Source organism: Streptomyces sp. BL1, from assembly GCF_057628045.1.
Genome location: NZ_JBXYWZ010000002.1, coordinates 2285632 through 2299887, shown reverse-complemented (window position 1 = coordinate 2299887; position 14256 = coordinate 2285632). Strand labels below are relative to the sequence as shown.

12 protein-coding genes are annotated in these 14256 nt (G+C 72.1%); 7 read left to right on the top strand and 5 right to left on the bottom strand.

Annotated elements, in window-relative coordinates:
• Position 1: 1 nt before the first annotated feature.
• Positions 2–298, bottom strand: a complete 297-nt coding sequence (locus AC3AGO_RS10225) for a hypothetical protein (RefSeq protein ID WP_487819838.1) — start codon at positions 296–298, stop codon at positions 2–4.
• A gap of 111 nt (positions 299–409) precedes the next feature.
• On the opposite strand from AC3AGO_RS10225, the gene AC3AGO_RS10220 reads away from it, so the two are divergent.
• From AC3AGO_RS10220 to AC3AGO_RS10190, 7 genes are all read left to right on the top strand, one after another.
• Positions 410–1333, top strand: coding sequence for an LLM class F420-dependent oxidoreductase (locus tag AC3AGO_RS10220; protein ID WP_487819837.1), 924 nt, complete (start codon positions 410–412; stop codon positions 1331–1333).
• 7 nt (positions 1334–1340) lie between these two features.
• The gene (mmuM, locus tag AC3AGO_RS10215; protein ID WP_487819836.1) at positions 1341–2231 is read left to right on the top strand and encodes a homocysteine S-methyltransferase; all 891 of its coding nucleotides are present in this window, start codon (positions 1341–1343) and stop codon (positions 2229–2231) included.
• A 151-nt stretch (positions 2232–2382) separates the two neighbouring features.
• Complete coding sequence (locus AC3AGO_RS10210; RefSeq protein ID WP_487819835.1) at positions 2383–3621, top strand: arginine deiminase; 1239 nt, start codon at positions 2383–2385, stop codon at positions 3619–3621.
• Between the two features lie 99 nt (positions 3622–3720).
• Complete coding sequence (argF, locus tag AC3AGO_RS10205; protein ID WP_487819834.1) at positions 3721–4734, top strand: ornithine carbamoyltransferase; 1014 nt, start codon at positions 3721–3723, stop codon at positions 4732–4734.
• A 176-nt stretch (positions 4735–4910) separates the two neighbouring features.
• Positions 4911–6347: an amino acid permease gene (locus tag AC3AGO_RS10200; protein ID WP_487819833.1), complete on the top strand. Its 1437-nt coding sequence runs from the start codon at positions 4911–4913 to the stop codon at positions 6345–6347.
• A 136-nt stretch (positions 6348–6483) separates the two neighbouring features.
• Entirely contained in the window at positions 6484–7314 is an 831-nt protein-coding gene (locus tag AC3AGO_RS10195) for an enoyl-CoA hydratase family protein (RefSeq protein ID WP_487819832.1), read from the top strand.
• A gap of 2 nt (positions 7315–7316) precedes the next feature.
• Positions 7317–9617: a bifunctional salicylyl-CoA 5-hydroxylase/oxidoreductase gene (locus AC3AGO_RS10190; RefSeq protein ID WP_487819831.1), complete on the top strand. Its 2301-nt coding sequence runs from the start codon at positions 7317–7319 to the stop codon at positions 9615–9617.
• A 187-nt stretch (positions 9618–9804) separates the two neighbouring features.
• Here AC3AGO_RS10190 and AC3AGO_RS10185 read toward each other — a convergent pair whose 3' ends face one another.
• Genes AC3AGO_RS10185 through AC3AGO_RS10170 form a run of 4 tightly spaced genes read right to left on the bottom strand, consistent with a single transcriptional unit; the run spans position 9805 to position 14251 of the window.
• Entirely contained in the window at positions 9805–10050 is a 246-nt protein-coding gene (locus AC3AGO_RS10185; protein WP_487819830.1) for a DUF3099 domain-containing protein, read from the bottom strand.
• Positions 10014–10895: a PaaX family transcriptional regulator gene (locus AC3AGO_RS10180; protein ID WP_487819829.1), complete on the bottom strand. Its 882-nt coding sequence runs from the start codon at positions 10893–10895 to the stop codon at positions 10014–10016. The genes AC3AGO_RS10185 and AC3AGO_RS10180 overlap by 37 nt, the downstream gene beginning before the upstream one ends.
• 42 nt (positions 10896–10937) lie before the next feature.
• On the bottom strand, positions 10938–12431 hold the full coding sequence (locus AC3AGO_RS10175) for a CoA transferase (RefSeq protein WP_487819828.1): 1494 nt from the start codon (positions 12429–12431) through the stop codon (positions 10938–10940).
• The gene (locus tag AC3AGO_RS10170; RefSeq protein ID WP_487819827.1) at positions 12431–14251 is read right to left on the bottom strand and encodes an acyclic terpene utilization AtuA family protein; all 1821 of its coding nucleotides are present in this window, start codon (positions 14249–14251) and stop codon (positions 12431–12433) included. The genes AC3AGO_RS10175 and AC3AGO_RS10170 overlap by 1 nt, the downstream gene beginning before the upstream one ends.
• Between the last annotated feature and the right edge of the window lie 5 nt (positions 14252–14256).

The following is a 14256-nucleotide window of genomic DNA, read 5'->3' as shown; positions in this document are numbered from 1 at the left end:
CTCAGCGTGTGCGGCTGTCCGGCGTCCCGTCCGACGCCGCGTCAGGGGTCCCGGTATCAGGCGTCCCGGCAGGGTCGCCTCCGGAGAGGTCCGCCTCCTCGCGGGGAGCGGGCGGGCCGACGGTGGACTGGAGGTCGGCGTCGAGCCGGGTGAGATCGGCGTTGAGCGCGGCCATCAGTTCGTCCATCTGCTCCAGCAGGCCCTTGGGCGGGCCGTCGCCCTCCGGCTCGGGCGCCGCCGCGCGTGAACTGCCGTCCTCCGGTGGGACGTCGGGCTCCGGTGAAGGGTCCTGTGGCATCGCTGCCTCCTGCGTACGGGTACGGAACGGGTGCTGACGGGTCAGGTTCGACCTCGCCAACGATCACGGCCAGCGGCAGGTCACGGGGGCGCACGGTGCAAGATGGACGGCATGGATCTGCGTATCTTCACCGAACCGCAGCAGGGCGCGAGCTACGACACCCTGCTCTCCGTCGCCAAGGCCACCGAGGACCTCGGGTTTGACGCCTTCTACCGCTCCGACCACTACCTCGTGATGGGCGACTCCGACGGGCTGCCGGGGCCGACGGACGCCTGGATCACGCTTGCGGGTCTCGCCCGTGAGACCAGCCGGATCCGGCTCGGCACGCTCATGACGGCCGGCACCTTCCGGCTGCCCGGGCCGCTCGCTATCCAGGTCGCCCAGGTCGACGCCATGTCGGGCGGCCGCGTGGAGTTCGGCCTCGGCTCCGGCTGGTACGAGGAGGAGCACACGGCGTACGGAATCCCCTTCCCCAAGGAGAAGTTCGGGCGCCTGGAGGAGCAGCTGGAGATCATCACCGGGCTGTGGGGCACCCCGGTGGGCTCCACGTACGACTTCGACGGCACGTACTACCAGCTGAAGGACTCGCCGGCGCTGCCCAAGCCGGCCCAGCCGCGGATCCCGGTGCTGATCGGCGGGCACGGAAAGGCCCGTACGCCGAGGCTGGCCGCCCGCTACGCCGACGAGTTCAACATGCCGTTCGCCTCGCTGGAGGACACCCGGGCGCAGTTCGGCCGGGTGCGCGCCGCGGCGGAGGCGCAGGGGCGCGCGGCGGATGAACTCACGTACTCCAACGCGCTGATCGCCTGCGTCGGCAAGGACGACGCCGAGGTGGCGCGCCGGGCCCGTGCCATCGGCCGCGAGGTGGACGAGCTCAAGGAGAACGGTCTGACCGGTTCGCCCGGCGAGGTCGTCGAGAAGATCGGCCGGTACGCCGAGGCCGGCGCCTCCCGGATCTACCTCCAGATCATGGACCTGAGCGACCTCGACCACCTGGAGCTGATCTCCAGCCAGGTCCAGTCGCAGCTGGCGTGATGCGGCGATGACCACTCCCGCGCTCCCGCTCGCCGACGCCCTCGCCCGCGGCCCCGTCGTCCTCGACGGCGGCCTCTCCAACCAACTGGAGGACCAGGGCTGCGACTTGTCCGACGAACTGTGGTCGGCCCGGCTGCTCGCCGACGACCCGGGCAGTCTCGAAAAGGCGCACGCCGCGTATGTCCGGGCGGGCGCGCGGGTGCTGATCACCAGCAGCTATCAGGCTTCCTTCCAGGGGTTCGCCCGCCGGGGCGCCGACCGCGACGAGGCGCGCGGGCTGTTCCGGCGCAGCGTGGAGGTGGCGCGCGCGGCCGCGGGGGACACCGAGGTATGGGTGGCGGGGTCCGTCGGCCCGTACGGTGCCGTGCTCGCCGACGGCAGCGAGTACCGCGGCCGGTACGGGCTGAGCGTGCGCGAGCTGACGGAGTTTCACCGGCCGCGCGTGGCGGCCCTGATGGAGGCCGCGCCCGATGTGCTCGCGCTGGAGACGGTGCCGGACGCGCTGGAGGCGGAGGCGCTGCTGCGGGCCGTCGAGGGCTGCGGCGTACCGGTGTGGCTCAGCTACACCGTGGACGGCGACCGTACGCGTGCGGGGCAGCGGCTGCGGGACGCGTTCGCCGTGGCGGCCGGCAACGACCAGGTGCTCGCCGTCGGGGTGAACTGCTGCGCCGCGCAGGACGTGGAGCCGGCCCTCCGGGTGGCGGCCGAGACCACGGGGAAGCCCGGTGTCGCCTACCCGAACAGCGGCGAACTGTGGGACGCGGAGGCGCGGGCCTGGGCGGGCAGCGGCAGTTTCGACGCCGGGTGGACCGATGCGTGGGCCGCGGCCGGCGCCCGGCTGATCGGCGGCTGCTGCCGCGTCGGGCCCCGCGAGATCGCGGAGCTGGCGGCGCGCTGACGGAGACCGCGGGGAGCGCCCGGGCCCCGTGAGGCCCGGGCGCTCCAAGGCCCGGGCCGTGGCTCGGAGCCCGTGGCTCGGAGGCCGTGGCTCGGAGGCCGGAATGGCCGCGCACTGCCCACCGGGCGCCGAGCCGGGACAGTATGGGGCCATGGGTTTCCATGTGGACTCCGAGGCCGGGCAGCTGCGGCGGGTCATCCTGCACCGGCCGGACCTGGAGCTGAAGCGGCTCACGCCCACCAACAAGGACGAGTTGCTCTTCGACGACGTGCTGTGGGTGCGCCGGGCCCGGCAGGAACACGACGCGCTCGCCGACGCGCTGCGCGACCGGGGCGTCGCGGTGCACCTCTTCGACGAGCTGCTCGCCGAGTCCCTCGCGGTGCCCGCGGCGCGCGGGATGGTGCTGGACCGGGTCTTCGACGAGAAGGAGTACGGCCCGCTCGCGACGGACCATCTGCGGGCGGCGTTCGACGGGATGCCGTCGGGGGAGCTGACGGAGGCGCTCGTCGGCGGCATGACGAAGCGCGAGTTCCTGGAGCGGCACCCGGAGCCGGTCTCGGTCCGCTTCCACGTCATGGATCTGGACGACTTCCTCCTCGCGCCGCTGCCCAACCACTTGTTCACCCGCGACACCTCCGCCTGGGTCTACGACGGCGTCTCCATCAACGCGATGCGCTGGCCCGCGCGGCAGCGCGAGACCGTGCACTTCGAGGCGATCTACCGGCACCATCCGCTCTTCACCGGCGCCGCGGCGGGCGACTTCCACGTCTGGTCGGAGGGGCAGGCGGCGTACCCGTCGACCATCGAGGGCGGGGACGTGCTCGTCATCGGCAACGGCGCGGTGCTCATCGGGATGAGCGAGCGCACCACGCCGCAGGCCGTGGAGATGCTGGCGCGCGGCCTGTTCGCCGCCGGCTCCGCACGCAGCATCGTCGCGCTCGACATGCCGAAGCGCCGCGCCTTCATGCACCTCGACACCGTGATGACCATGATCGACGGCGATACGTTCACCCAGTACGAGGGGCTCGGCATGCTCCGCTCGTACACCATCGAACCGGGCGCCGGGGACCAGGAGTTGAAGGTCACCGACCATCCGCCCGAGCACATGCACCGGGCCGTCGCCGCGGCGCTCGGGCTGCAGGGGATCCGGGTCCTGACGCCGTCCCAGGACGTGCACTCGGCGGAGCGCGAGCAGTGGGACGACGGCTGCAACGTCCTCGCGGTGGAGCCCGGCGTGGTCCTCGCGTACGAGCGGAACGTCACGACCAACACCCATCTGCGCAAGCAGGGCATCGAGGTGCTGGAGATCCCGGGCAGCGAACTGGGCCGCGGCAGGGGCGGACCGCGCTGCATGAGCTGCCCGGTCGAGCGGGGCCCGGTCGAGGGCTGAGCCGGGAGCCTGCTGCATCCGGGGCTTGTATACAGATACGATGGATCGTATAGACTTCCGGACTTCCGTCCACCGTACGCAGCGAGCAAGGAGCCCCACATGGCGACGGACCTCACGGGTCGGCACTTCCTCAAGGAACTCGACTTCTCGCCCGAGGAGTTCCGTGCCCTGGTCGATCTGGCCGCCGAGCTGAAGGCCGCCAGGAAGGCGGGCACCGAACGGCAGCTGCTGCGCGGCCGGAACATCGCGCTGATCTTCGAGAAGACCTCGACCCGTACGCGCTGCGCCTTCGAGGTGGCCGCCGCCGACCAGGGCGCGCACACCACGTACCTGGACCCGTCCGGTTCGCAGATCGGCCACAAGGAGTCCGTGAAGGACACCGCGCGCGTGCTCGGCCGGATGTACGACGGCATCGAGTACCGGGGCAGCGGCCAGGACGTCGTGGAGGAGCTGGCCGCGCACGCCGGCGTGCCCGTCTTCAACGGCCTCACCGACGAGTGGCACCCGACCCAGATGCTCGCCGACGTCCTCACCATGACCGAGCACTGCGCGAAACCCCTGGCGGAGACCGCGTACGCCTACCTCGGCGACGCCCGCAACAACATGGGCAACTCGTACCTGATCACCGGCGCGCTGCTGGGGATGGACGTGCGGATCGCCGCGCCCCGCGCGCTGTGGCCCGAGGAGTCCGTGGTGGCGCGGGCCCGTGAGCTCGCCGCCGGCACCGGGGCGCGGATCACGCTCACCGAGGAGGTCGGGGAGGGCGTGCGCGGCGCGGACTTCGTCGCCACCGACGTGTGGGTCTCCATGGGCGAGCCCAAGGAGGTCTGGGACGAGCGCATCGCGCTGCTGCGGCCGTACGCGGTGACCATGGACGTGCTGCGCGCCACCGGCAACGAGAACGTCAAGTTCCTGCACTGCCTGCCCGCCTTCCACGACCTGGGTACGGGTCTGGGCCGGGAGATCCACGAGCGGCACGGGCTGGACTCGCTGGAGGTCACTGACGAGGTCTTCGAGTCGCCCGCGCATTCTGTCGTCTTCGACGAGGCGGAGAACCGGATGCACACCATCAAGGCCGTGCTGGTCGCCACGCTCGCGGGGGACGCGGCATAGCTCCCGCGCACGGGCCGGTGGTCGCATAGTGTGCGCATAGTCATACATGGATATGCGGAAGCATGCATTCCACACGGTTACGATGGATGTGCTCAGAAGCTGAGGGGGTCCGGGCCGCACAGGCCCGGACCCTTCTTCTGTGCCACCCCTCCCCGCACTCCCGAAAGACCCCTGCCATGTCCAGCAGACTGCGCATCAAGCCCCCCGAGCAGCTCGTCGCCGAGTCCGGCGCCGACCTCGAAGGGCATGGGCTGCAGCGCACCATCGGCCCGTTCCAGCTCGTCTGCTTCGGCATCGGCGCGATCGTCGGCACCGGCATCTTCGTCGGCCTGTCCGACACGGTCGCCGAGGCGGGGCCCGCCGTGATCGTCTCGTTCATTCTGGCGGCGGTGACCTGCATCTTCACCGCCTTCTCGTTCGCCGAGCTGGGCGGCGCCATGCCGGTCTCCGGCAGCTCGTACTCCTATACCTATGCCGCGCTCGGCGAGCGCGCCGCGTTCCTGGTCGGCTGGTGCCTGCTGCTGGAGTACGGGGTGTCCGTCTCGGCCGTGGCGATCGGCTGGGGCCAGTACCTCAACGAGCTGCTGCACAACACCGTCGGCTGGCAGATACCGGCGGCGCTCGCCGACGCCCCCGGACACGGCGGCGTCGTCAACGTGCCCGCCGTCATCGTGATGCTGCTCGCCGCGCTGCTGCTGGTGCGCGGCGTCCGGGAGAGCGCGCGGGCGACGGCCGCGATGGCCATCATCAAGATCTTCATCCTGCTGCTGTTCTGCGCCATCGCCTTCACCGCCTACGAGGCGGGCAACCTCAGCCCCTTCGCGCCCGAGGGCATCGCGGGCATCGGGGCCGGCGCCTCGGTCGCGTTCTTCTCGTTCATCGGCTTCGACGCGATCTCCACGGCCGGCGAGGAGGTCAAGAACCCGCGGAAGAACATCCCCCTCGCGGTGCTCGTGACCATCGGCGTCGTCACGCTGCTGTACTGCCTCGTCTCCGTCGCGGCGCTCGGCGCGATGCCGTGGCAGGAGGTCGGCGGCAAGCCCGCCGCACTGTCGCTCATCGTCAACCACGCGACGGGGTCCACCTTCGGCAGCAGCGTGATCGCGGTCGGCGCGGTCGTCGCCATCGCGTCCGTGGTGCTCGCCGTGATGTACGGACAGACCCGCATCCTGATGTCCATGTCCCGCGACGGACTGATGCCGAAGGTCTTCGAGCGGGTCTCGCCGAAGACGGCGACACCGGTCGCCAACACCTGGATCGTGGGCGTCGTCTTCGCCGTCCCGGCGGCCGTCGTACCGCTCGACGTGGTGCTCGACCTGACGGTGATGGGCACGCTCGCCGCGATCGCGGTGGTCAACGTGTGCGTGATCGCGCTGCGCAGGAGCCGGCCCGGACTGCAGCGCAGGTTCCGCGTGCCGTTCTACCCGGTGGCCCCCGTGCTCGGCGTCCTCTTCAGCCTCTACCTGATGTACGGGCTGCCGGCGGCGACATGGGTGCAGTTCGCGGTGTTCCTGGCGGTCGGCGCGCTGGTCTACCAGTTCTACGGCCGGCGCAGGTCACGCCTGGCGGCGGGCACCCCGCAGGACGATCAGCCGGCACCCGCGGGGGTGTAGCGGCGGCTCGGCTCCAGGGCTGGTGGACCGTTCCGGCGTCCACACTGTGTATCGCGCACTCGTGACGGTGGTCACAACTCGGTGATACGTTCGTAAGGTTGGCGGCGCGCCACGGAACGGTCAAGGAGGACCGCCCATGAGCCCGTTCACCGGATCCGCTCCCCGTACGGAGGAGTGGCGGCACATCGATGTGGTCCGCGGGGACGACGGGCTGGTCACCGTCACCTTCGCGCGGCCCGACAAGCTCAACGCACTCACCTTCGGCGCGTACGCCGATCTGCGGGACCTGCTGGGGGAGTTGGCCCGCGAGGGGACCACCCGGGCCCTGCTGCTGGCGGGGGAGGGGCGCGGCTTCTGCTCCGGCGGGGACGTCGACGAGATCATCGGCGCCACGCTCGGCATGGACACCGGGCAGCTGCTGGACTTCAACAGGATGACCGGGCAGGTCGTCCGCGCACTGCGGGAGGCCCCGTTCCCCGTCGTCGCCGCCGTGCAGGGGGTGGCCGCGGGGGCGGGCGCGGTGCTCGCGCTCGCCGCGGACTTCCGGGTGGCCGACCCGACCGCCCGGTTCGCCTTCCTGTTCACCAGGGTCGGACTGTCCGGCGGTGACATGGGCGCGGCCTATCTGCTGCCGCGCGTCGTGGGGCTCGGGCACGCCACGCGCCTGCTGATGCTCGGCGAGCCGGTGCGCGCCCCGGAGGCCGAACGCATCGGACTGATCAGCCAGTTGGCGGAGGAGGGCGAGACGCAGGAGACGGCCCGGGCACTGGCCGAACGGCTGGCGGCAGGCCCCGCGCTCGCCTACGCGCAGACCAAGGCGCTGCTGACCGCCGAGCTCGATCTGCCGCTGTCGGCGGCCGTCGAGATGGACGCGGCGACGCAGGCCCTCCTGATGCACAGCGACGACTACGCCGAATTCCACGCGGCCTTCACGGAGAAGCGGTCCCCGAAGTGGCGGGGAGCGTGACGGTGGGGAGCGCCGGCGCGGCGGCCCGGACCCCTTTGCGCACGGTGGCCGTCGTCGGGGGCGGCCCCGGCGGACTGTACGCCGCCGTACTCCTCAAACGCCTCGACCCGGACCGTACGGTCACCGTGTACGAACGGAACGCCCCCGACGAGACGTTCGGCTTCGGGGTCGTCCTGTCCGACGAGACGCTCGGCGGCATCGAGCACGCCGACCCGGACGTCTACGCCGCGCTGCAGGACGAGTTCGTACGGTGGGACGCGATCGACATCACCCACCGGGGGCACACCCTGCGCTCCGGCGGGCACGGCTTCGCCGCGCTCAGCAGGCGGCGCCTGCTGGCCGTCCTGCACGAGCGGTGCCGGCAGCTGGGCGTGCGGCTGTGCTTCCGCACGGAGGCGCCGCCCGCTGCCGAACTCGCCCGCGAACACGACCTGGTGGTGGCCGCCGACGGCGTGCACAGCGTCACCCGCGGCGCGCACGCGGACGTCTTCCGGCCGCACATCGAGGAGCACCGCTGCCGGTACATCTGGCTGGCCGCCGACTTCGCCCTGGACGCCTTCCGCTTCGAGATCGCCGAGACGGACCACGGCGTCGCACAGCTGCACGCCTACCCCTTCTCGGACGACGCGTCCACCGTCATCGTCGAGATGCGCGAAGAGGTGTGGCGTGCCGCCGGGTTCGACAGGATGGACGAGCGGGCCTCGGCACAGCAGTGCGCCAAACTGTTCCCCGAAACGCTCGGCGGCCGTCCGCTGCGGGGCAACAACTCCCAGTGGACCGTGTTCCGTACGGTCGTCAACGAGCGCTGGTCGCACGGCAATACGGTGCTCATCGGCGACGCCGCGCACACGGCGCACTTCTCCATCGGCTCCGGCACCAAACTGGCGGTCGAGGACGCCCTCGCACTGGCCGCCTGCGTGGAGGAACAGCCCGGCCTGGAAGCGGCACTGACGGCGTACGAGGCGGAACGGCGCCCCGTCGTGCTGTCCACGCAGCGTGCGGCCCGTGCCAGTCTCGAATGGTTCGAGGATCTGGCCGCCTACACGGACCAGCCGCCGCGCCGGTTCGCCTTCAACCTGCTGACCCGCAGCCGCCGTGTCACGCACGACAACCTGCGGCTGCGCGACCCGCAGTTCGTCGCGTCCGTGGAGCATGAGGCCGGCGTGCCGGAGGGGACACCGCCGATGTTCACGCCGTTCCGGCTGCGCGAACTCGCCCTGCGCAACAGGGTCGTGGTGTCCGCGATGGACATGTACTCCGGCGAGGACGGACTGCCCGGCGACTTCCACCTGGTGCATCTGGGCGCGCGGGCGCTGGGCGGCGCGGCGCTCGTGATGACGGAAATGGTGTGCGTGTCGTCGGAAGGGCGCATCACCCCGGGCTGTACGGGGCTCTGGTCGGACGGACAGGAGGCCGGCTGGCGGCGCGTGGCGGACTTCGTCCACGGCCGGCAACCGGGCACCGCGCTGGGCGTCCAGCTGGGGCACGCGGGCCGCAAGGGCTCCACCCGGCTGATGTGGGAGGGCATCGACCAGCCGCTGCCGGACGGCAACTGGCCCGTGGTCGGCCCGTCGCCGCTGCCGTACCGGGAGGGCGTCAACCAGGTGCCGCGTGAGCTCACCCGCGACGATCTCACGCAGATCCGCCGGGACTTCACCGCCGCGGCGCGACGCGCGGCCCGTGCGGACTTCGACCTGCTCGAACTGCACTGCGCGCACGGCTATCTGCTGTCCAGCTTCCTGTCGCCGCTCACCAACCGGCGCACCGACGCGTACGGCGGCAGCCTCGCCGCACGCATGCGGTATCCGCTCGAAGTGTTCGACGCGGTGCGCGAAGTGTGGCCCGCGGAGCGGCCCATGACCGTCCGCATCTCCGCGACGGACTGGGCCGAGGGCGGCATGACGGGCGACGACGCCCTCGCGCTCGCCGCCGCGTTCGCGGAGCGCGGCGCGGACGCGCTGGACGTCTCCACGGGACAGGTCGTCCCCGAGGAGCGGCCCGACTTCGGCCGCTCGTACCAGACGCCGTACGCCGACCGGATCCGCAACACCGTCGGTGTGCCCGTCATCGCGGTGGGCGCCATCTCCTCGTGGGACGACGTCAATTCACTGATCCTCGCCGGGCGCGCCGACCTGTGCGCGCTGGCCCGGCCGCACCTGTACGACCCGCACTGGACGCTGCACGCGGCGGCCGAACAGGACTACACGGGACCGGGCGCGCCCTGGCCCGTGCAGTACGGCGCGGGGTCCCGCCGTCCTCCGACGGGCAGAACGGACGCCCCGAAGCCCCGCCTCAGCCTGTAGCCCTGGCGGGCGGTCCGCCGCGTGTGTCCCGCGCGGTGAGCCTGCGGCGTTGCACGCCCGGCGTGTGGGGGAGCTGCGCTCAGACCGCCGGCCGGACCCGGCGGGGGGATCGCCGCTGCGGCGGAAAAGTATGTGGCAGCGGCTTCCGGGCCGTTGAGTGGACGGCTGCGCGCCGTCCCGCCACGGGTCAGCTGCCGGGGCGGTTGCGGTCGCCGTCCGGGTCGCTGTCGTTGCCGTTCTCGTCCCACCAGTGGTCGTCGGGTTCGCGTTTGTTGCCGACGATCGCCGCGGCCGGCGGGATCACCATCGCCACGACGCACATGCCGACCGCCACCGGCACGGACCACAGTCTGACGAACGCCCAGGCGCTGATGAACAGCACCAGGCAGACCGCCATCAGTGCGAAATACCGTCGTCGCCTGCGTGCGTACATGTGTCCACCGTAGGACGGAGTCGCTCGACGTACTCCTGGGCCGCGTCGCGCAGCGCTTCGTGCAGGGCGAAGAAGACGCCGGCCGAGCGCTCGCCCGGCCAGTCGGAAGGCAGCAGGGAGGCGGGCAGGCCCGGGTCCGCGTACGGGAGGCGGCGCCAGTCGTCGAGGGCGAGCAGATAGTCCCGGTAGGCCGCTTCGGGGTCGACCGTGCCGTTCGCCGTGCCGTTCTGCCGCAGGGCCGTCAGCGCCGGCTCGTGCGCGGCGAGGAACGCGCGGTGCAGCTCCGCGACGGCGTCCAGGTCCCACCAGCCGGCGACGGCCTCGGCGGTCGGCGCGAAGCCGGTGTGCGTGCCGCGGAACAGCTCGACGTACGGGGTGAGTTCGAGCCGGGCCAGGGTGTGCCGGGCCTCGTCCTCCAGGTGGGTGGGGGCGATCCAGACGCCCGGCGCCGCGTTGCCGAAGCCGAGCCGGGACAGCCGCGAGCGCAGCACATGCCGGCGCTGCCGTTCGCTCTCCGGCACGGAGAAGACGGCCAGCAGCCACTCCTCGCCCCCGTCGCCGGCCCGCGGGCGGGCGTAGATCCGCCGGTCACCGTCGTCGAGCAGCTGCCGGGCCGCCTCCGACGGCGCGTAGCCCGCGGCCCTGCTGCCCGACCTGACGGCGGTCAGCAGGCCGCGGCGCTTCAGCCGGGAGACCGCCGACCGTACGGACGGCGCGTCCACTCCCACGGCGGCCATGGCCCGGATCAGCACGGCGACGGGCACGGCCCCGTCGCCGGGGAATCCGCGCCCGTACGCGCCGTAGAAGGTGAGTATCAGCGAGCCGGGGGAGGGACGTTCGGTCACGCGATCACCCTAGTGCGGCGGTTCACCGGGGAACGGGCCCGGTCACCGGTGTGCGGGTCCGTCCCATTCGGGGCGCGACGAGCCGCGGGGCACCAGCACGGTCCGGTAGCGGCCGGGCGTTGCCGACATGGACACCTGGTCGGTGACGCCCTGGTAGCGGCCGAGCGGGGTGTCGGCGGTGAAGGTCTCGGGGTCGAGGTAGCGGTGCTCCTCCGTGCTGCCGGCCGCCTCCTGCGCGTACTGCTTGTCGAAGACGCCCATGCCGAGGATCCACAGCGCGGCCCGGGTGAGCGACACGTGGACGCGCCAGCTGCCGCCCTCGGTCGCCCTGCGGGCCAGTGCCTCGGTGACGCCGGCCGCCATCAGCCAGGACACCACGTAGTCGTTGACGACCAGGATGGGCGGCAGTCCGGGCCGTTCCCCGTCGCCCTCCAGCTGCATCATGCCGACGAGACTGCCGGCCGTCTGGTCGAAGCCGACCCGGTCGGCCCAGGGGCCGCTCTCGCCGTTGAGCGAGGCGGTGGCGTGCACGATGCCGGGCCGCACCTGAGCCGCCTCCTCGGCCGTCAGCCCGATGGACGCCAGATAGCCGGGCCGCCGGTTCGCGTAGAACACGTCGGCGCCGGCCAGCAAGTCCCGCACCACACCGGCGCCTTCGGCCCCGTACGGGTCGACGGTCGCCGAACGCGTGCCGACGTTGGCGGTGATGTACGTGGTGTCGTGCTCGTGCTCGCCGGGGCGCCACAGGTTGAGCACGTCCGCGCCGTGCAGAGCGAGCGACCGTCCGACACCGGCGCCCGCGATCACGTGGCCCATGCCGAGCGCCCGTACGCCGTCCAGCGGTTGCTCCACACCGCCGGGCAGCGGCTCGGGGGCGCTCTCGCCGATCTTCGTGATCTCGACGAGGGGCAGCCCGGACAGCACCTCGCGGTACTGCCGTTCGGCCATCAGCTCGTGTGTCGTGCGCAGTACGGGCAGCACGACGCCGGCTTCGTACGCCGCCTGTTCCAGGTCGGCCGACTGCCATGTGCCGATCGCCTTCGCGACGGCGTCCACGTCGTCCGGGGTGCCGAGCAGCCGCTGCGCCGCTGCCTTGATCTTCGGGTACGGGTTGAGGGGCATCACCCACCGGTCGTCGGCCGTCCTGTGGAACATGAAGCCCAGCGCGTTGCTGACGTTGGACGACGAGGCGGCAGGATAGCCGTTCAGCAGCTCCCACTTGCGGTCGTAGAACGGGCACAGCCGGTGCGGTGCCGAGCGCAGGTCGACCGAGATGTCCTGTCCCTCGCCGCCGCGCTGCCGCCACAGTTTGGCCAGCGCGGCGGACTTGGCGGCCAGGGCGATACCGGCGGCGCCGCCGAGCCGCAGGGTGCTCGGTACGACGGGGTCGGCGCCCCGGAAGGTGACCAGACCGCCGGTGTCGGACGGTGTCATGCCGATGCCGTCGAGTACGTCGGTGAGTTCGGCGTGCGGGTCGAAGGCGTCGTCGGTGGCCGGGGCGGCGACTGCCGCCTCCAGCCGTTCGGTGAGCGGCATCAGTGCGGCTCCTCCTCGTGGTGCGTGGCGTGTTCGTTCAGGAGGGCTTCGGGGACGAGGACGTGCTTGGCCCGCAGATACTCGCCGACTGCTTTGCCGATCGGATCGGCGCGCAGGTTCGACGAGCCGCCGTTGCCGAGCAGCCCGCGCAGGACGAAGTGGACGGCGCGCAGCTGCGGGAACTCGTGCCGTACGACGTCGAGTTCCTTCGCCTCGGGCATCAGCCGGCGCAGTTCGGACGTGCTCAGCGCTTCGCGCAGCCAGGGCCACACACGCGGGTCGGGCGTCCAGATGCCCACGTTGCTGTTGCCGCCCTTGTCGCCGCTGCGCGCGTACGCGACGGTCCCGAGCGGCACCCGGCACAGCCGCCCGGAGGCGCTCATGCCGACCGGGCCCTGCGACTGCTGTCCGTCCGGTTCGGGGTGCACCGGCTGGCCTTCCGGAGGCGTGGTGCCGGCGGGTGCCGCGATGGCGACCGTACGGCCGTCGTCCAGCACCGCTGTGTGCGGCACTTCGGACAGCGGGAGCAGTGCGGGCCAGTAGTCGATGCGGGGCCGCGGCTGGGTGGCGGGCGGTGCGGCTCCGTCCAGGAAGTAGCCGGGGACGGACTGCAGATACAGTCCGCCCAGCCGCCGGGGGAGGCCGAACTCCTGCAGCGTGTCGGCCGATTCGGCGGTCGCCATCACCCGTACGGGGACGGTCGCCTGCCACTGTGTGGCCGGGTCCTCGGCCGCGCTGCCGAGTGCGGTGACGTCCAGACTGTCGATGCCGGCGGGCAGGTCCCTGCCGATCTGCGCGCGCAGCAGCCGGACCTTCTCCTCGGTCTCCAGGCCGGTGACGTACACGGTGCCGACGACCTCGTGGCCCATCGGCGCGAACAGCGCGACCTTGGTGGTGGACGGCGGCGGGCTGCCCGTCGCGCCGGACAGCCGTACCCGGTCGGGGCTCTCCTGCTCCAGGGCGACGCCGTCCAGGTGCACGGTCACGTCGGGGTTGAGGTAGCGGGGGCCCTGGATCTCGTACACCAGCTGCGCGGTGACGGTGTCCACGGTGACGGCTCCGCCGTCGCGGGTGTGCTTGGTGATGACGCTCGTGCCGTCGGAGGCGATCTCCGCGACGGGGAAGCCGGGCGTCAGCATCTCCGGGATCTGGCTGAAGCCGGAGAAGTTGCCGCCGACGGCCTGCGGGCCGCACTCGATGATGTGTCCCGCGGTGACGGCGCCGGCCAGCTCGCCGTAGTCCGTACGGGACCAGCCGTGCCACCAGGCGGCCGGTCCGGCCGCCAGGGAGGCGTCGGTGACGCGTCCGCACACGACGATGTCGGCGCCCTCACCGAGGGCCGCGGCGATGCCCCAGCCGCCCAGATAGGCGTTGGCGGCCAGCGGCGTGCGGCCCCAGGAGTCCAGGGCCTCGCCGGTGTCGAGATGCTCCAGGCGGTGCCCGGCGGCGGCCAGTTCGTCCAGCCGGGGCAGCACGTCGTCGCCCTCGACGTGGGCCACGCGCAGGGACACGTCCTGTGCCGCCAGCTCCTCGCGCAGGACGGCCGCGAGTGCGGCGGGGCTGAAGCCGCCGGCGTTGGTGACGACCTTGATGCCGCGTGCGGCGAGCGCCGGCAGATGGGGGCGGAGCTGCCGGACGAAGTACTCGACGTAGCCGCGGCCGGAGTCCCGGCGGGAGGAGAGGGCGGCAAGCGTGATCTCGGCCAGATAGTCACCGGTCAGCACATCGACCGGGTCACCGGCCAGCGCTTCGTCGACGGCGGTCCAGCGGTCGCCGAGATACCCGGAGAAGTTGGCTATACGGATGGGGCGTGCGGGCATGTGCA